A 20,711-nucleotide genomic window follows, 5' to 3' on the forward strand; every position below is an offset into this window, starting at 1 on the left:
GCCTATTTATTAATTTTTGTATTTACTTGTTTCTTATTTTTTACAGATTTTAAATTCTTTCAAATACTTAAACTAACTAAATAGGATAAATTTTTCCAAAATCATATCATTAAAAAAAAGAAATGAAAAACTTCTTCAAATATACATCAATTGCTTTACTTAGCTCGGGTATTTTTTTCGGCTTTGTATCAACTACATCTGCACAAGTAAAATCAAATTTAAATCAGCATTCTTCAACAGATATTATTGTTGGAGCAGAAAACACAAAAGCTTATTTAAAATTACTAAAAAATAAAAAAGTTGGATTGATTTCTAATCAAACTGGAATTGTAAAAGAGGGAAATAAAACCATTCATACATTAGACTTATTACTTCAAAATGATATAAATGTGGTTAAACTTTTTTCTCCTGAACATGGTTTTCGTGGAAATGCTGATGCAGGTGCAAAAGTAAAATCTGGTGTTGATGATAAAACAGGATTACCTATTATTTCTTTATATGGCGACAACAAGAAACCTAAAACAAATCAAATTGCTGATTTAGATATTCTTGTTTTTGATATGCAAGATGTTGGTGCAAGATTTTACACGTATATCTCTACTCTACATTATGTATTAGAAGCCGCAGCAGAGAATAATAAACAAGTTATTGTGCTAGATAGACCAAATCCAAATGCACATTATGTTGATGGTCCTGTAATGAAAAATGAATTTAAATCTTTTGTTGGAATGCATAATGTTCCCATTGTTTATGGAATGACAATTGGTGAATATGCAAATATGATTAATGGTGAAGGATGGCTAGAAAAGGGAATAAAAGCTAATTTAGAAGTTATTCCTTTACTAAACTACTCACACCAATCTAAATATGATTTACCTGTAAAACCTTCTCCTAACTTACCAAATGTACATGCTATAAACTTATATCCAAGTACATGTTTATTTGAAGGTACAAATGTGAATGAAGGTAGAGGAACAGATTTACAATTTCAGGTGTATGGTTCTCCTTACTTAAAAAATATGCCTTATCAATATACACCTATTTCTAAAGCTGGTGCAACTAGTCCTAAATTTAAGGATGAGGTTTGTTTTGGAGAAGACTTATCTAAAGTTGCTTATCAAAATGAAATTAACTTAGAATGGCTAATAAAGGCTTATAAAAATAATACGAAACAACCTTTCTGGACTAAAAATGGTTCAAAATTATGGATTGATCAATTAGCTGGTACAGATGAATTGAGAAAACAAATAGAACAAGGTTGGACTGAAAAGCAAATAAAAGAAACTTGGAAAAATGATTTAGATAATTTCAAGTACATAAGAGCAAAATATTTGATATATAAATAAACATTTCAAACATAAAAAGCTGACATAAACGTCAGCTTTTATTTTATTTAATAGTTTTATTATTCTTCGATAGGTTCAATGACATACAAGACTTAAACTAAATTTATCATTACATAATATTTAGTTTTGTCACACAACTCATAACTCATAACTCATAACTCAAAACTCATAACTCAAAACTCCCCTACATACTTATAACAGGAAGTGGACACTCACCAATTGTGTATTTATTATTTTCATCATCTTGTAAATAATCAACCTCTTTGGTTTTTCCTTTATAGATTAACTTGAATTTTTGACTTTGAAATTGATCTGACTTATCTGGAATAATAGTCAAAATATTTTTATCTATTTTATACTTTCCATTAATATATTGAGCCGTTTCATTCCAAACCAAACTATATCCTTTTTCTTGCGCTTCTTTTTCTTTTATAGGATCATATTCTTTGCGCTCTATTATCATTCGCGCATTCTCACCTGACCAACCATATTCTACATAGGTTTTTGTTTGATTAATTAAAGCATCTTTTGTTTTTTCGGAATTATAAATATAACACTGCTCTTTATACATATCCGGTACTTTTGTTATTGGTGGAGGTGGAATTACTTTTGGAGCAGGTTTTATTTTTGGTGGTGGAGTTTTTGTCTTATTAGACTTCTTTTGTTGTGCAAAAGCGATACTACTGCAACTTAACAATGCAGTTATAATAATTAAACTCTTCATATTTTTATCTTTTTAAAGTTATTAAATCATATTCTTTTATGGTTATCACTTTCTCTAACAAATTAGAAACTCTAATTTATTACTCTTATATTCTACCTTGTTCTTTTAATTTCCAGTAACGTAAAAGTCCATTTACAGACATCCAAGTTGGATTCGCATATTCATAAACCTGAATTTCATCTGCTGATAAACCTTGGTCTTTGTATTTTTTTATAATATAATCTACAAAAATTGGTGTTATCTCTTCTGGTGATAATTTATCATCATACATAGGTTTCATGTAATTTGCCCAATCATCTAGTTCATTTTCCAATTGTGTAAAATGTTCTTCTACATTTTCATGTAAACCATAATGAGTTGGATAAATTCCTTTTGCATTTACTTTTCTTAGTTTATTTATTGATTGTTTCCACAATTCTATATTAATATCTGGCGGTGGACATGGTGGTGCTACAGGTCCATTATTTATCTTAACACCTGCTACATCTCCTGTAAATATAACATCGTCTAATACATAAGCATTGTGATGCACTGCATGTCCTGGTGTATAAATTGTTTGAAAAACAGTATCTCCAAATTCTACAGTTTGCCCATCTCCTAAAGGAACTAAATACTCCTCATCTATAGGTTTCATTTTTCCCCATAAACGATCCATACTATCACCGTAAATCATTTTTGCAGATTCCCATAATTTTTCTGGATTTTTTAGATGAGGTAAACCTACAGGGTGAACAAAGATTGTAGCACCATGTTCTGTAAATTTCCATGCAGCACCAGCATGATCAAAATGAATATGGGTAATTAAAATATTCTCAACATCAATTAAGTTAAAACCTAAATTTTCAATTCCTTTTTTTAAATTCTCAAAAGTAGAATATGGTCCTGGATCTACAAGAACTGGTCCTTGTTCTGTTTCGATAAGATACGTTGCAATGGATTCATTTCCATTCTGAAAATTAAGGTCAATTGTATGAATTTTTGGCATTTTTATCGTTTTTAATTGATTAAATATACAAAATCTAAAATCAAATTATATCACAAAAATACAATGTCTTAAATTAATCAATATACCATTAAAGTTATTTTTCGTACATTTGGAGTAAGTACTATAAATATTAACCTCTAAAAAGTAAATGAATGACACTAAATCATACTTTTTTTTACCATCCACCAACATTTGAAGACAATGAAGAAGTTATTACAGAATTCCAGAATAAAGGGATTTCTATGCAAAAAATTCAGAATTCATTGGGACGAAGCCGTCGATATTTAATTTCTGATTCAGTTAAAGAAAATACGCTAACAATGGCTATTAATGCCGCCAGAGAAGTTTTAGAAAATAGTAAAATAACTATTTCAGAAATTGACATGATTGTTTTTGTTTCTGCTACGCCAGAGTATAATATGCCAACAAATGCTATAAAAATACATGAAGCATTAGGAGCAAAAACAGAAACATTATGTTATGATATGAATGCGAATTGCATTGGTGGTTTTGTGGCTATAGACCAAGTATCAAAATATTTAAATGGTTCCGCTTTTGCGAAAAAAGCTTTGGTTATTTGTACAGAAAAATTCTCCGATAAATCGGGTAAAGAAAATCCTATTATTACTTTTTGTTTTTCCGATTCTGCTTTAGCACTTATAATAGAAAAAGATGATTCTACTTCTGGTTTAGTAGATGTTATGTATCATACAGATTCTAGTTTTACAGATACAATTGTTTTTCCTCCACAAGGACATTCGTGCAGAACTGTAGAAGAAAAAATGTTTTGGGATTCTGATTTTGATGGAAGTGGAAGTGTAAATTTTGCTTTAAATACTATTGATACTTTTTTAAATCGAAATAAATTAAAAGTTGAAGATATAGATTTGTTTTTATTCTCTCAATTATCAATAAAAAATATCAATACAATTGTTAATCATTACAATTTACCCGAAGAAAAAGCGCCTTTTTATGGAAGAGAATATGCTTACACGGGTTCTTCTAGCCCTTTAATGGCATTTGATCAGTATAAGAAAAAGGTAAGACAACTAGAAAAAGGTGAAAATATACTTTTATGGACTTTGGGTGCAGGATACCAAGCAGGTTTAATGTTGTGGAAATATTAGGTTTACTAATTGTTCTAATGTTATAATTAATAAAAAAGCGTATAAAATATATTTTATACGCTTTCATTTTATTTATAAAGTATTCGTTATTCAGATAACTCTAACCAACGAAATTCTTTTTCTTCTATTTCATCAACAACTTTTTGTAACTCATCTCCAATAGAAGCTATTTTGTCATAAGCTAAATCTGGAGCAGAAAGTAAGTTGGTTAATTCTTGTTTCTTTGCTTCTAAAAGTGGTAAGTTTTTATTGATTTCTTCTAACTCTCTTTTTTCATTAAAAGTAAGTTTACGAGATTTTACTTCTATCGGCTTTTCTTTCACCTCAACTTTCTCTTCAATTTTTACTTCTTTCTCAACTTTTTTCTCTTCTTGTGTTTCAGGACGATTTTTATTCTCGATATAATACTCAGTATACGTTCCCATATAACGAGAAATTTTTCCTTCTCCCTCAAAAATCATTAATTCATTCACCACTTTATCCATAAAGTAACGGTCGTGAGATACAACTAATAAACAACCTTGATAATCTTCTAAAAAGTTCTCTAAAACTGTTAAAGTAGGTAAATCTAAATCGTTTGTAGGCTCATCTAAAATTAAAAAGTTAGGGTTCTTATATAAAATTGCTAATAATTGTAAACGCTTCTTTTCTCCCCCACTTAATCTAGATATAAAAGTGTGTTGTTGTTCTGGTGTAAATAAAAACATTTCTAAGAATTGCTCTGCACGCATTTCTTTACCACTAGCAAGTGGAAAATAATCTGCAATGTCTTTTACAAATTCTATTACACGTTCGTCTTCTTTAAAGTTGATACCATCTTGTTTAAAATGACCAATATTTAATGTTTCACCACGTTCTATGTTTCCAGAATCTGCTTCTTCAATTCCTTCTAGCATTTTTAGAAAAGTTGTTTTACCAACTCCATTTTTTCCAACTAATCCTATTTTTCCACCACGTGCAAAAATATAAGAGAAGTCATCTAGAATTTTCTTTTGTCCAAAAGCTTTCGAAACATTTTCCATTTCAATAATCTTTTGTCCTAAACGCGTCATCACCATTTCCAACTTTACTTGTTGGTCAACAATTTTATGTTTTGCTACTTTCTCTGTATCATAAAAATCATCTATACGCGATTTAGATTTAGTTGTTCTCGCTTTTGGTTGACGTCGCATCCACTCTATCTCCTTTCTGTATAGATTTTTTGCTTTATCTATTGTCGCATTTTGATTTTCTATACGTAATGCTTTATTGGTAATATAAGTTTCGTAATTACCAGAATGTACGTATAACATTTTGTCCTCCATTTCTAAAATTTTGGTACAAATAGCATCTAAGAAATAACGGTCGTGCGTAACAAGAATTAAAGTTTTATTTTCTTTGTTTAAGAAATACTCCAACCATTCTACCATTTCTATATCTAAATGGTTTGTAGGCTCATCTAAGATTAATAGAACATATCCATTCTCAAAACTTAAATCGATTAAGAATTTAGCTAATGAAATTCGCTTTCTTTGTCCTCCAGATAGTTTACCAATTTTTTGATGAAGAAAATCTATTTTTAATTTAGATAGAATTTCTTTAATTGTTGGTTCTACTTTCCAAGCATCTAAAAGATCCATCTTTCCCATTAAATCTATTAATTCTGGATTTGTAGGATCATTTTCTATCATATTATCATATTGATGAACAATATCTAATACTTCGTTAGAATGATTAAAAATGTATTCTTCTCCTTTCAAATTATCGTCAAAATCATCACTTTGATCTAGCATTAAGATTTTTACACCTTTTCCTATTCTGACATCTCCAGAATCTGGTGTTTCTAATCCTGCTAATATTTTAAGTAAAGTAGATTTACCACTTCCGTTTTTTGCTACGAATGCAATTTGATCACCCTCGTTAACATGAAAATTAACTTCATTAAAAAGTGTTCGGATTCCGTATGATTTGGTAAGATTTTCGACTGTAAGGAAATTCATTGTCTTTTTTCTGCTTCTATTGTTAGAACAGCCCCAAAGATAATATAAAAAATCCTGATTCTTTGTAGAGTCAGGACTTCCAAAAAAATGCCAAATAAATTTGGCGCATAGTTCAATGTTTATTTTTAATATTTTTTATCGATTATCTCTAAAGTTTCGTTGACAGATTCTTTAATTAATTTCGATAAATTATCAGGAGTTAAGTTTTTAATTTCTTGATCGATATACTTTGTTCCTCCTATAGTTTCGTTGTATTTTAATACTTTGTTCTTTAAATCTAAAATTGATAGATAAATATATGTTTTCGCGATATACTCTTTTTTGTTATCTGGATTATAATCTAAACCAGACTTTACATTAATTACCAATAAATCGTTTTGAGTTATTTGCTTTTTTAATTCGTCGAATTTAATTTCTTTCAGGTGTTTTTCTTCTATTAAATCTGTAGGAAGTTTTATTTGCTTCAACTCCTTCATCATTTCAAAATCGTACTTATTATCTTTTAAAATTTTGGCTGACTTATCTTTTACAGCTTGACAAACATCAAACTTCGAATTAACTTGTTTAAGCTCTTTTTCTATTGTGGCAGATGGAATTTCTGTTTCTAAATTTTGAGAATTGTGATTAAAGAAGCCTAAAGAGTCTATATTAACAACAACTGCTAATTTTTCTACAGGGACATCAAGAACATTTTCGTAAGTAGCAGTATTATTTTCTGCTAAGTTTTCTTTTGTTTCTTTTTTTGATTCACACGATTGTAAAATAAAAACAAATAATGCGATAATTAGATAATAAGTATTTTTCATGGCGCAAGTACTTTATTTACTCAAAGTTAACTATTTATATGAGACTATATTAAAATATTTTAGAAAAAATTTCTTCCAATAAATTACAATATTCATGCCTATAATTTGAGAATAAAAAAAGGCTTAGAATATCTAAGCCTTTCTTATAAAACAATAGTACAAAAGTTTAATTTTTAATTAAAACTTTTTTTGACAATTTTGATCCATTTACTAATTCAATCTGTACAATTAATACTTGTGCATTAAGATTTGTATTAATTGTTTTTTGAAGAGTATTTATATCAGTTACATTCTTGATAAGCTCTCCATTTAAATTGTAAATTTTAATTGTTTTTAATTTCTCTTTATTAGATTTTACAACAATAGAATTTCTTTCATTGTAAACTATAACATCTTTAAATTTCGTTAAATCTGAAGTATTTAAAGATTCATCATCAAATAAGATTTCGAAACGATTCTGATTATTTCCTTCATTAGCAACAAAATTATAATCTTGTTTAGTTAAATCTACACCAGAATTAGTTTCACGATCTAATAAATAAACAGATTGTCCTGAAGCAAATAAACCACTTGTTTTAGATAACTTAATTGTGTAATTACCCATAGATGGTAATTGTACAGCTAAATTAAAGCGATCGTTAGCATCAAATACATCACCTCTACCTTGGATAGACATTATTTTATCATCAAGAACAGAGAATATTCCGTAATCTGCCATAAAAGGTTCTGTATCAAAATCAGCATCTAATTCTTTAGTAGAACCATTTTTATAACCTACTAATGTAGAATTAATTGTGTTTGTATCACTTTCTAATGTTAACCAGAATTTATCATCATCTACTGCAGATTCTTTTACTAGTGGCATAACTGCTGCTCTTACAAAATTATTTATAAATAGAGGAGTAACTTGCAATTCATTTTTAACAATAAAACCTTGACCTACACCAATTAATGTATTATCAACAGAAGGATCATTCCAACCTAAGTTTCTATTATATGAATTCCAATTACCAGAAACATATTTACCATTTACATTTGCTTGATTAGTTGACCAAGTAAACACATTAGAAACCGTGTTGTTATTTAACTGCATTAATTTAGTTAAATCGATTGGTGAAGGATATGGATTACCTACTGCATTATAACCTTTATTACTTTTAATTAATATTTGTGCATAAACTTTGTTTAAAGGTGTTCCTTTAAATATAGCTTCAAATACTCTTGCTTCTCCTTGCCCATACGTATTAAAATTATTTGGTGCAGCAAAAGAAATTGCTTCCATTGGATTAAATACATCTGTAGGTGTAACATTGTTTACCCAGTTGTTTTGAGCTTCAACAAATCGAGAAAATGTTGAAGGTAATGTATCTGGAGAAAGTGCTAAAATATTTTGGTTAGATACTGGTGAAGACCAATCCATTATATCTGATTTATAAATAGGTTTAGAATTAACCTTAAATGTTATATCCCCAATATTTGTTGCGGTATTATCATCTATTTGTACAAGATATGCTTCGTTCTCGAAAGTAACTTGATTTGAGTTATTAATTACGGCACCATAAATTGTATAAGTTGTACCAGTTTTAACAACAATATCAGTTTCAAATGTTAATTTATTTGCTAATATATCGCCTTCGTAAGGTTCTCTTAAAATAGCATCTTTTGAGAAGTCTGGCATACCATTACTCCAAGTTCCATTTTCCCAAACAGTTGTACTTGATGTATTAATCACAATTGATTTATTATATCCTAAAGACCCTACTTCTCCTGGAATTGGTAATAATAAATCTGCCGCTACATTATTAGTTGTAGATGTTATAGAACCTTCTGAAAGAGCATTAGAAGAAGTATAATCTAAATCTGCTGAGACATCTCCTACTTCAACAGTATATTCAAATCTTACTATATTATTTTCAACTCCTTTATAAATAGCATTTCTCTTTACATCACCTGTTTCTAATTCTAGAACTGGAGAACCTGTTACTAAAACATCTTGGTTAAAGCCTACATTAATTTGGATAACTTCACCTACTCCATATGTTCCATCATTATTAGAAGAAGTTACTTCTATAACTCTTGGTGCAGGAGTATTTGAGATAGGAAGTGTTATTGTATCTTCTTTTGCTCCACCATCACCCGTATTTCCTAAATCGTTTACAACAATTACCAATTCATCTTCTGATGGATAATTAGAAGTTAAATTATAAGTTAATCCATTTAAAGCTGTATTGATAGCTTGTATTGTTCCTTCTGCTACAATTGTACTATCATCTATTCCACCTCCTGTTGTAAAAGTAAGACCTGTTACTGTAGATAATGTTAGTTTTGATAATGAATTTACACTTAATGATATTTTTACATTATTTGATCCTGCATCAACATCACTAATTGAAATACCATTACTATTAACAGTAGCAAAAACATACGAGTAATCCGTATTATCTACACTTGTTAATGAAGTCGTAATTGTAGGTGCATTATTTGTTGCAATTACAGAAAGTATTTTTGTGATCACATTCGTTTGATAATCTTGTCCTATTAACTGAAAAGAAACTGTTCTGTTATCAGTAGTTGGATTAGAAGAAGTATTTAAATAACCAACCGAACGTAAGGCAGCTTGCCATTGTTGTACAGTCGAACTAGAAGAAGTTAATTCTAATTCTCCTAATGTTCCATCATATATACCAGACATATTTCCATATAAAGTTACATTTCCTATAAAAGAAAGCATATCTTCATCTGTTACTAAATTATCTGAAATCTTTATTTTTGCAGAAGTTATTGTTGGCGCATTGTCATAAACAATTCTAATAGAAGGATCTATTACAACTGGTGTAGGATTTCCTGTTTCTGATTCTACAAAAGATGGTAACTCATCATCTGTTTCTAATGTTGGTGGTAAATTAAGTCGTGTTAATTTCATTAATTTTCCTCCATCTATTCCATTATCTCCATCTAAATAATAAATGGTATTGTTATCCGTAACAATACCCCATGGATATACAAAATCAGAAGATTTTGCTTTAGTATCATTTTCTACACTTAAAGCTGTTCCTGTTCCTACTCCGTTTGTATACTTAAAAATTCTATAATCAGAATTTGATCCATTACCTTCTAATGCAAATAAATTATTTTGAGCATCAAAAGTTAAAGCTGTCGTATATTTTTCTGATGAAATAGCAAGTGTTGTTGTTCCAGATGTTATTTTAGTGACACCTCCTTTATTAGTATTAGTACCATCATTGCTCATTGGTTCTGTAAAATGAACTTCTCCATTATTAGACACAACTAAACCTGTTGGGTAAGTTAATCCTTCTTGCGAATTTATTCCTGTGTATAAAACAGTTGGCGATGTAGTAGCTAACTGATTATAACGTACAACTTCGTATTTAGTTGAAGTCGCATTATATTGTAATGTATACAGATTATCATTAGCATCAATTGCTAAACCTGTATAATAATTATTTGCTGTTAAAAAATCTGATGCTACATAATTAGTTGCTTTAGTAAGTTTTATTACTTTGCTAATATTATCATCAAAACTTTTTGACACATAAATATCTCCTAAAGAAGATATCGCTAATCCCCAAGGATAAGTAAACGCATCTCGTGTTAATCCATTATAAATAACTTGTTCCGTTGTTGTTCCTTTTGCATATTTTACAACAGCTGCTGTTGTTCCAGATGTTGCTTTTATCGCATAAATATTTCCATCTCTGTCTTTTGTTAATGCTGAAAATGGACCATTGCTTGCTATAACGCTTGCGCTATAATCTTGTCCATAAAGCGACGTAACAAAAAAGAAAAGTAAAAATATTGTACGAATAAAATGAGTAAATATTCTTTTCATAAAAACTATTTTTATTAATTAAATAGAAAAATAAGGGTTTAAAAAACCACTTTCTGTTTCTTCGAAAACAGACGTTGTATCGAATCCTATTGCTGTATCTTGTTCTAGAATTGTATTTGTTATCTTCTGATGATTGGTTTTTACTTTATAAATATCAATCATCGGACAAATTCCTTCTGTAAAACCTTCTATTGCAATTCTTCCTCTAGGTCCTTCTATTGTTGATTGTTTAATTTTTTGGATAACTGTTTTTGTATCTCCTTTTACTAAATCTTGATAAGCTTGTCCCAATGTTAATCCTAGTTCATAACCTAACATACTAAATACAGAAACTGGTTGATGGTGCATTTGTTCAAACGATTGTACAAATTTCTGATTTGTTACAAGCTGATTTTCTCTTTTCCAGCTTGCAGCTGAGTAAAAATTTAAATCTAAATGCTGTACATCTTGTAAAATATCTTCGTATGCCATATTTTCTACCACTATAAGCGGAATATGATTATAAAATTTACTTTGTTTCCATTGGTTAAAAAATTGGGTCCCTAAACTTCCATTAAAAATGGCATGTACATAATTAGGTTCATCTTCTTCTATCGCTTCAAAAAAAGGTGTAAGATTTAAATGTTCTTTCGTTGCATATTCTTGTGGTAAAACCATTTGATGCAATGCTTCCGAACCTCCTTTTCCTGCTCCTTGTAAAAAAGTATAATGCAAATTATATCCTGCTTCAAATAATGGTAATACAACTTGCCCATCTGACCCAAACTCTTTTGCTGCCCATTGTCCCAAAACATATTCACTTTGCCAATAGTTCATAGAAAGACAACCTATGTTTGTTCCAAAATTAGTAGTAGGATGTACAAGTTCTCCAAAATCTATAAATAACCCCAGCTTATTATATGTTTCTAGAATGGCACTAATTTCTGGTAAGCTTTTTATGTTTACCATCCCTATTACCACATCAACTCCATCAAAAAAAACTAATTTTTGGACTGCTTCAGTTATAAGTTTATGCTGTCCTTGTGCTATAAAAGCTGGAACAATTTCTACATCCTTTTGCTGTACGCCAAAATATTGGAATGCCGTAAATATTCCTGCTGTAAGATGTAAACCATAATGAGGATATACAGCAGAAAATGGCATTAGAAATCCTATTTTTAGTTTTTTATTCATTCTTATGATCTTGCAGGGAATATTCCATACAATGCAATTATAAAATTAATTCCCAAATAAGGTTGCATAATAGAAAATGGGTAACCAAGTCCTGCTTGAGTTGTTGGTGCCATTTGTTTTAAAGTTGTTCCTGGAACAGGAACTGGCGCGAAACTTTTTAGCTGAGTAGCATTAGGTCCCGATCCTACAGTTGGTGAAACCGTTAATAAATTACCAACAGGTGTAGACTCAGTAGGCTTAGCCTCACTAACACTTATTCCGTGATTATGAGCAGGTAAATTAGTAACTGTCAAAGTTGTATTTTGAACTCCAGATACTTCTCCTAAAGTAATATTTGGTGCTCCACCAATTCCTGGACCAAATCCTACAGGAACTCTTCCTCTTAAATCTGGTAAACCAAACGTTGTTTGTCCGTTTCCTCCGTAAGTTGTTCCCACCAAAGAAAACAGTGCGGTATTTTGCATAATAGCCATTATCTGTCCATGACAAAATGCAAAACTATTTGGAGCAAAATTACCTGCAAACATTCTTATAACTGCAATATATTCTTCCATATCTTTATTTTTTTAGTGTTAATTATCCTATAAATTGTTTTGTTTTTACTTCATGTATTATTTGTTTTGGCAAATAATAATCATTTGATAAATCGGCTTGATAATAACCTATTTCTCTTTTACTTTTTGTTCCGTAAATTAATGTTACTTCTTGTGCTAATGCATTACGAGAAATAAAATTTCCTCCTTTGGTATTTGGTATTTCTGGCGTCCAGAACAAGTCTATATTTTCACTTTTTCTCAACAAACTATGCGCTGTTTTCTTTTGTATATTATTTGCAATAAGGCAAACTATAATTCCACAGTTCTGTTTGTTCCTCAAGGTATTTGCAAGTTCATTTATCTTTTTTAAATCTCTACTCGATTTAAATCCAGAAGAAATACTTAAAACACCAACTTTCTTTTCTACTAAATCTATTATCTGAAAAGGTTTTACCAATTTCGATAATACTTTATTCTCAAAATTAATATGACTATTAACCAATGCAAACTCTGATTTTTGGGCTAATTGTATTAATTTTTCTTCTCCTAAGGCAAGTTCGTTCTTACCCAAAGCAGCAACTTGGTAACCCAAGAAATTCATTTTCTTTATTTGATTTTCTATTTCAGAGGAAGAAGAAATAAAATTCCCTGCATCAAACAACAAAGAAGAAGTGTCTTTTATCTGACCCAATTCTGATAGATTTCCCTTTAAATTTCCTGTGAAGAAAAGATTGAGGTTATTTAAATCTAATTTGAGATTGAATCGACTAAATTGAGACAAGGAATTAACAACTTCTTGTTGACTAACTAGGAAAAGACCTCCTAGTATTCCACAATGTTTCAAAAATTCACGACGATCGCTCATATATATGTTTTTTAAACGTTCTTTTTATCACCTAGATAGTTTAATAGAAACATAAGTAGGGAATACAACAAATCTAAATATAAAAATTTAACATTTCTATAAGAATAGGGTGGACAAATAGGTGGACAAATACACCTACTTATTAAAAAGTAAATTTCAATTAATTCACTTATTATCAATATTTTAAATTTCATTATTTCGGAAATAAAAAAACCTCAGCATTCCAAAATCATTATTTTAGAATACTGAGGTAAGTTTTAAGAAGAATTAATTATTTACTACTCTCCGTTATTTTTCATTGCTGTTAACAGGTTATAAGCTCCTTTTGTTACATAAACTTTTCCTGAATTTGATGGCGATTTAATCTCAATCATTTTATTAGCAGAAATCCCTATTTCTGCGGGAATTAATTTAAAACGATTTTTATTTTCTCGTTCAAAAACATAGTTTTTACCTTCAAACTCTACAACAGCTTCTTCTGGCAAAACATTTGTGTGAAGTTGATTAACACTTAACTCTATATTAAAATACATATTTGCAGTTAATCTCATTCCATTTAGATTTGTAACTCTTGCATACACTTCAACTGTTCCGTCTGCATTAACATCATTAGAAATAGATGATACAACAGCATCTAACTTCTGATTGGTATTTGCATTTGTAAAGGCTTGTAAAGTTTGACCAACTTGAATGTTGCCTAAATCTTTTTCAAAAACTTTTACATTTAATAAAGAACTCGAAGAATTAATAATCTTTAACATAGCATCTGCTGGTGAAACATATTGTCCTGTATTTACAAAAACTTCATTTACTGTTCCACTAATTGGTGCATAAACATTAATTGTTCTACGAATATTATTTAAAGTAACAGAACTTGGACTAATATTCATTAAACGTAATTTTTCTTCTAACGCTCTCTTTTTAACCAACAATGTTTGTTGTGTTGCTTTTGCTTGTTGCATTGTTTTATCACTTGCAGCTTGCGAAGCATTTAAATCTCTTTGACGATTATAATCTGCATTTGCCTGATCTAACAAAGCCTTAGTTGTTAAATAGTCTTCCTGCATTTGGATATACTGCGGATCTTCTAAAACCACAACAACTGCTCCCTTTTTTACATAATTACCAGGAATAAGTGCAATTCTTTTCACGTAACCTCCAAACGCATTTGTTATAGAAACAGTGTTTTGTGGAGTTACCTCTGTTTTCGCATTTAAACGAATTACTGTTGGTAAATTTTTATTCTGAAAAGAAGCCGTATCTACTGGGATACTTTTTAATTGACTATCCGTTAAAGTTAAAACAGACGCAGAAGCCTTTACTTCTTTTTCTTTCTCTTCGGTTTTATTTTCTTTTGCACAGCTTCCTAAAAATAATGCAGCGCTAAGTATTATGATATAATTTTTCATTTTATTATAATGTATAGTAAGACATTTCGGCAAAGATTAATTCCAATTTATTTTTTGTATCTAAATAATTCGTTTTCACTTCAATTATTTGATTATTAAGAATTACCCAATCCAAAAAATTAATTTCACCTTCTAACAATTGGTTATTAATTGTTTTCTGTAAATCTTCCGAAGCTGGAAGTTGAGTTTGTTCAAAATCAGTAATAATTTCGTTATAATTCATTACTTGATTTCTTAACACATCTAAATCTTGTTGCAATCTAGCTTCTTGTAAAGCAAAGCTTTGCTTTGCCATATCAACTTTTACTTTTGATGCTTCTATGTTCGATTTTATTCCTTTTGTAAACAATGGTAAACCTATTCCCACTTGAAAAGAATTATATCTATTTTGATCTAAATCAGAAAAACTTTGATTAGAATAACCAACCGTAAGAACTGGTGCTCTTTTCGATTTTTCTATTTCAGCTTCTAACGTAGATGTTTCGATATTCTCTTCTGCCAACTTCATTAATGGATGTGCATTAGAAATAATTAAATCATTTGATTGAAACCAATTGATAGGTTCTTTTGTTGGATAAATCTTCGCTTTAGAATTCGTTAAAAACTGAATTTGTCGTGAAAAGTTCTCTAATTCTGTTTTCACTAATTTCAATTGATTCTCGATTGATTTTAATTGAATAGTTGCAGTAGAAACCTCACTTTTATTCGCCTCTCCTTTCTTTAAACGCAAAGCAGATTTATCTAAAAACTGTTGATAAATCAACTGGTTTTCTTTCAATAAACTTTCTTGAGCTTCCAAATTTTGCATCGAAGTATAAATTCGAGCCAAGCGCTGTTTAATTTCTATTTTGGTAAGTGTTTCATTTGCTTTAGATGCATTAATTAATTGTTCATTTAATGCCTTTTGACGTTTATAAACAATAGGAAACTGAAAAGACTGAGCTACTGTAAATTTAGTATCAAAATTTCCTGTATTTACTTGTCCAAATTCTGATGAAATATCTGTAGGTCCAATAGAACGATTAGAAAACACATTTTTTTCATGATAAACTGTTGTTAACTCAGCTTGTTTAACTTCTAAATTATTTGATTCGGCTAATTTCATTACCTCATCAAAATTCATTCTTTCTTGTGCATGACCTATCGATCCAACTAAAGCCAAACCTATAAATAATAAAGTTGGTAATGCTTTAGATTTTTTGTGTTTCTTTTTGATTTTAAAATGTGAAAACATAACATATAAAATTGGTAAAACAAATAAAGTTAATAGTGTTGCTCCCATTAAACCTCCAATAACAACTGTTGCTAATGGACGCTGAACTTCCGCACCAGAACCATTACTTAAAGCCATTGGTAAAAATCCTAGAGAGGCAACTGCTGCCGTCATTAAAACAGGACGAAGTCTTGTCCTAGTTCCCATCACAACAATGCGCGTCATATTTTTTATTCCATAATCTCTTAAACGATTGTACTCTGAGATTAATACGATTCCATTTAACACGGCAATACCAAATAGCGCAATAAATCCTACTCCAGCACTAATACTAAATGGCATATCACGAGCTGCTAAGAATAATATTCCTCCAATAGATGAAAGTGGAATTGCTGTATAAATTAATAAACTTTCTTTGATTGATTTAAAAGCAAAGTATAATAAAACTAGAATTAAAATTAATGCTACTGGAACTGCTATACCTAAACGAGATTTGGCTTCATTTAAATTTTCAAATGCGCCACCGTATGTTGTATAATAACCTGTTGGTAATTTAATCTGAGCATCTACTTTTTGTTGTAATTCTGTTACAACACTTTCTACATCTCTTCCTTTTACATTAAACCCAACAACAATTCTACGTTTTGCGTCTTCTCTCTGAATTTGGTTTGGTGTATTTTTATAATCAACCTTAGCCAATTGTCTCAGTGGAATTTGATTTCCAGAAGCTAGAGGAATTAATAGGTTTCGAATATCTTCTATATTTTCTCTTTTATGCTCAGCTAAACGAACAACCAAATCAAATCTTTTTTCACCTTCGAAAACCATACCTGTAGATTGACCTGCAAATGCCATATTAATAATTTTATTTGCTTCACCAATTGATAAACCATATTGTGCTAATAATGCACGATCGAACTCGATGACAACTTGTGGAATTCCATTAATTGGTTCTATGTATAAATCTTGTGCTCCTTTTACGGTATGAATAATTTTTCCTAATTTTTGAGCATTATCAGCTAAAATATTTAAATCTTCTCCGAATATCTTCACCACAACATCTTGACGCGCACCAGTCATTAATTCGTTAAAACGCATTTGTACTGGAAATTGGAATCCAGTCGAAAGACCAGGAACATCTTCTAGAGCTTTACTCATTTTGTCCGATAACTCGGGGAAAGTTTTTGCCGAAGTCCATTCTTTCTTGGGTTTAAGAACGATAATCATATCTCCAGCATCCATTGGCATTGGTTCTGTCGGAATTTCTCCACTACCAATTTTAGTTACCACCATCTGCACTTCTGGAAAACGATCTTTTAAGATTTTAGCTGCTTTACTCGTATATTCAATGGTTGTTGAGATATTACTTCCTGTTAATATACGGGCTTCTACTGCAAAATCTCCTTCTTCTAATGCGGGTATAAACTCTCCTCCTAATCTTGTCATTACAAATACTGAAAAAGCAAATAAAGACAACACAACTGCTAAAATTATTTTTCGTCCTTTTAATGCTTTAATAAGGTATTTCTGATGAAAAATTTCTACTTTTTCCATCACACGGTCAGATAGATTTGGTCGTAATTTTTTCTTTTTACTAAGAAATAAACTACTCATCATTGGAATATAAGTTAATGATAAAATAAATGCTCCAACTAAAGCAAAAGCCACAGTTTGTGCCATTGGTTTAAACATCTTTCCTTCTATTCCTTGTAATGTAAAAATTGGTAAGTAAACAATTAGAATAATTATCTGTCCAAAAACAGCAGAATTCACCATTTTCTTAGCAGAAGAACCTACTGTTTCATCCATATCGGATTGAGCTAGTTTATTATTTAACCCGAATTTTTTACTATGAACCAGTTGATGCATTACTGCTTCTACAATAATTACAGCTCCATCTACAATCAATCCGAAATCTAATGCTCCTAAACTCATTAAATTACCTCCTACTCCGAAGATATTCATCATAATAATGGCAAATAATAAAGAAAGAGGAATTACTGATGCTACAATAAAACCTGCACGTAAATTTCCTAAAAATAGAACCAATATAAAGACAACAATCAATGCACCTTCTAAAAGATTTACTTGAACTGTATGGATGGTATTATCAACCATTTTTTTACGATCTAAAAATGGTTCTATTACTACACCTTCTGGTAATGTCTTTTTTATTTCTTCTATACGAGCTTGTACGTTTTTTACAACCTCATTACTGTTTGCTCCTTTCAGCATCATTACAATTGCTCCAGAAACTTCTCCTTTATCATTATAAGTCATTGCTCCATATCTGGTCGCAAATCCTGTTTTAATTTCGGCAACATCCTTCATTAAAATTGGCGTACCACTATCAGAATGTTTTACAGTGATATTCTCAATATCTTCTATTTTACCAATTAAACCTTCGGAACGAATGAATAATGATGTAGAACCTTTTTCTATATAAGCTCCTCCCGTATTTTGATTGTTCTGACTTAATGCATCAAACAAATCATTTATTGTTAAATTAAATGCTTGTAGGCGCTGAGGATCTATTCCTATTTCATATTGTTTTAATTTCCCTCCAAAACTACTCACATCTGCAACACCAGGAACTCCTAATAATTGACGGCGAACAACCCAATCTTGTATCGTGCGTAATTCAGTTTCATCGTACTGATCTTCGTATCCTTCTGCCGGACGAACTACATATTGATAGATTTCTCCTAAACCTGTAGAAATTGGTCCTAGACTTGGTTGTCCAATTCCTTCTGGGATCTCACTCTGAATTTGTAATAATCTTTCACTTACTTGTTGGCGAGCCCAATAAACGTCGGTATCATCATCAAAAACAATGGTTACTAATGATAAACCGAAACGAGAAAAACTTCTAATTCCTGTTATTCCTCCAATATTAGAATTGGCTTGCTCTATAGGAAAAGTAACTAAACGCTCTATATCTTCTGCACTAAAAGATGGCGCTACAGTTATAATTTGTACCTGATTAGATGTAATATCAGGTTGTGCATCTATGGGTAATTTTGTTGCTTCGTAAACTCCAAACAGTAACAAAGCGAACGTAAATAATCCCACGATAAATTTATTTTTGATTGAAAAATCAATAATCTTATTTAACATCGTAAAATTTTAAAATTGAAATTTGTGCTAAAGAAATTTTCAATAGCTATAAATGTAAATAATGCGTAGCGTATATCTACAGCATTAAGAGCTTGTTTAAATTTATATTATGAAATTGTTTATAGTTTATTTTTGAGAAATAAATAGACAAATTTTGCAAGGATAGCTGAAGTTATCATGAAAAATTTAACGCTTTTTATAGCCAAAAAGAGACATAGACAAATTATTAGATGAATATTTTAAACAGGCTCTTAGTAAAACTAAAAAATTACGCTTGTTTAGGCGGTTGCCAAATAGAATCTAGATAATCTGAAGAAAATTGTTCTTCATAGAATTGTAAAGTATGTTCTTGATGAACTTCTTTATTTAATTGTGGAACTTCAAAAGTAATAATAGGAAGATAACTGTGATCGACATGTGAAATTTCGATTTTAATAAATGGTAATTTCTGGTCTGTTTGCCAATCTTCATCTTGTTCATGCCCACCATAATGGTGTTCTATAAAAAATACCATTTCTTCGGAAATACTTCCTAATTTATCTTTTTGAACATGTTCTATAAAATGCGAAACGAATATTGGCAACTTATACAGTTGAGAAAACTGTGTTGAAGTTGTAATATATAAAAAGATTAATATTTTTGTTACCAAAAGTTTCACGGAAACAAAAGTAACGTTTTTTATTTTTTCTAAAAGAATTATATCGAATTAAATAATTAAACTTGCTTTAAAATCTCTAAAAATTTTTGCATCGCCATTGTTTTATATGCTTCTTTTTGAGAAATAATAACAGCTTCTCTTTCCATATTTTTTCCTTTTATTGGAATACTCTTCAAATCTGTATCAGAAGAAATAGTTGTTTTTGCTAAAATCGTATACCATTGTCCTGTTTTTACCATTTCTATTAAAGTTGGAATGTCATTTATTTCTATAGAAAAATTTGGTTTGATATTTTCTTTTCGTAATGCATCTATAATAAAATGTGTTGTACTATATTCCATAGAAGGCATAATAAGAGGATAGTTTACAACTTCCGCCAATTTAATGTCTTCCCTATTTAAATTATTCTCCTTTGTTGTTACAAAAGACATTTTTGAAGAAAACAATGGCGTATACTCTAAATTTGTATAATAAAAATCGTCTTTAAAAGTGAGTATAAAATCTAATTTAGATTCCTCTAATAAGTGAATTAATGTTTGCGTTGTATTAAAAGTAATTTTAATCTGAATAGATGGAAACTTAGATGTAAAACTTTTTAATGCAGCTAACAATGTTAAACGTAAACCATAAGAAACGCCTATTTCTAATTTTCCACTCTTTAATTCTTTCAAATCTTGCATAGCTAGAAAACCTTCTTTCGATTTATCTAAGCTTTTTTTAGCATAAATTGCAAATTCTTCACCTGCTTGTGTAAGAACAATTCGTTTCCCAATACGATCAAACAATGGTACTCCCAACTCTATTTCTAACTGTTTTATTTGCTGTGATAGTGTACTTTGACTAATATATAACTCATCTGCAGCAGCTGTAAAGTTGAGTAATTCTTTTGCTTTTAAAAAATATTTTAATTGTCTTAGCTCCAT

14 protein-coding genes are annotated in these 20,711 nt (G+C 30.0%); 2 read left to right on the forward strand and 12 right to left on the reverse strand.

Annotation, left to right across the window (positions count from 1 at the left end):
* Window positions 1-122: 122 nt before the first annotated feature.
* Complete coding sequence (locus BUA86_RS13585; protein WP_072933546.1) at window positions 123-1,346, forward strand: exo-beta-N-acetylmuramidase NamZ family protein; 1,224 nt, start codon at window positions 123-125, stop codon at window positions 1,344-1,346.
* 184 nt (window positions 1,347-1,530) lie between these two features.
* Here the strand turns inward: BUA86_RS13585 and BUA86_RS13590 are convergent, their stop codons facing one another.
* Together BUA86_RS13590 and BUA86_RS13595 are read right to left on the reverse strand one after the other, a co-directional pair.
* Window positions 1,531-2,070, reverse strand: coding sequence for a hypothetical protein (locus tag BUA86_RS13590; RefSeq protein WP_072933548.1), 540 nt, complete (start codon window positions 2,068-2,070; stop codon window positions 1,531-1,533).
* Window positions 2,071-2,155: 85 nt separating this feature from the next.
* A complete protein-coding gene (locus tag BUA86_RS13595; RefSeq protein WP_072933550.1) occupies window positions 2,156-3,055 on the reverse strand; it encodes an MBL fold metallo-hydrolase in 900 nt (299 codons plus the stop codon).
* A gap of 152 nt (window positions 3,056-3,207) precedes the next feature.
* On the opposite strand from BUA86_RS13595, the gene BUA86_RS13600 reads away from it, so the two are divergent.
* Window positions 3,208-4,182, forward strand: a complete 975-nt coding sequence (locus tag BUA86_RS13600; protein WP_072933552.1) for a 3-oxoacyl-[acyl-carrier-protein] synthase III C-terminal domain-containing protein — start codon at window positions 3,208-3,210, stop codon at window positions 4,180-4,182.
* 86 nt (window positions 4,183-4,268) lie between these two features.
* On the opposite strand, the gene BUA86_RS13605 is transcribed toward BUA86_RS13600, so the two are convergent.
* The 10 genes from BUA86_RS13605 to BUA86_RS13650 form a co-directional block, all read right to left on the reverse strand.
* On the reverse strand, window positions 4,269-6,161 hold the full coding sequence (locus tag BUA86_RS13605) for an ABC-F family ATP-binding cassette domain-containing protein (protein WP_072933554.1): 1,893 nt from the start codon (window positions 6,159-6,161) through the stop codon (window positions 4,269-4,271).
* 125 nt (window positions 6,162-6,286) lie between these two features.
* On the reverse strand, window positions 6,287-6,967 hold the full coding sequence (locus BUA86_RS13610) for a hypothetical protein (protein ID WP_072933557.1): 681 nt from the start codon (window positions 6,965-6,967) through the stop codon (window positions 6,287-6,289).
* A 166-nt stretch (window positions 6,968-7,133) separates the two neighbouring features.
* Window positions 7,134-10,817, reverse strand: a complete 3,684-nt coding sequence (locus tag BUA86_RS13615; protein WP_072933561.1) for a hypothetical protein — start codon at window positions 10,815-10,817, stop codon at window positions 7,134-7,136.
* 18 nt (window positions 10,818-10,835) lie between these two features.
* Complete coding sequence (locus BUA86_RS13620; protein ID WP_072933563.1) at window positions 10,836-11,990, reverse strand: ABC transporter substrate-binding protein; 1,155 nt, start codon at window positions 11,988-11,990, stop codon at window positions 10,836-10,838.
* A 2-nt stretch (window positions 11,991-11,992) separates the two neighbouring features.
* Window positions 11,993-12,544 (reverse strand): phage tail protein, encoded by a 552-nt coding sequence (locus BUA86_RS13625; protein WP_072933565.1) that lies wholly within the window; start codon window positions 12,542-12,544, stop codon window positions 11,993-11,995.
* Window positions 12,545-12,566: 22 nt separating this feature from the next.
* Window positions 12,567-13,391: a metallophosphoesterase family protein gene (locus BUA86_RS13630; RefSeq protein ID WP_072933567.1), complete on the reverse strand. Its 825-nt coding sequence runs from the start codon at window positions 13,389-13,391 to the stop codon at window positions 12,567-12,569.
* Between the two features lie 278 nt (window positions 13,392-13,669).
* The gene (locus tag BUA86_RS13635; protein ID WP_072933569.1) at window positions 13,670-14,800 is read right to left on the reverse strand and encodes an efflux RND transporter periplasmic adaptor subunit; all 1,131 of its coding nucleotides are present in this window, start codon (window positions 14,798-14,800) and stop codon (window positions 13,670-13,672) included.
* A 4-nt stretch (window positions 14,801-14,804) separates the two neighbouring features.
* The gene (locus BUA86_RS13640; RefSeq protein WP_072933571.1) at window positions 14,805-19,130 is read right to left on the reverse strand and encodes a CusA/CzcA family heavy metal efflux RND transporter; all 4,326 of its coding nucleotides are present in this window, start codon (window positions 19,128-19,130) and stop codon (window positions 14,805-14,807) included.
* Between the two features lie 268 nt (window positions 19,131-19,398).
* Entirely contained in the window at window positions 19,399-19,779 is a 381-nt protein-coding gene (locus tag BUA86_RS13645) for a hypothetical protein (protein ID WP_072933573.1), read from the reverse strand.
* A gap of 65 nt (window positions 19,780-19,844) precedes the next feature.
* Entirely contained in the window at window positions 19,845-20,711 is an 867-nt protein-coding gene (locus BUA86_RS13650) for a LysR substrate-binding domain-containing protein (protein ID WP_072933575.1), read from the reverse strand.

It is taken from the genome of Chishuiella changwenlii (assembly GCF_900142565.1).
Taxonomy (GTDB): Bacteria; Bacteroidota; Bacteroidia; order Flavobacteriales; family Weeksellaceae; genus Empedobacter; species Empedobacter changwenlii.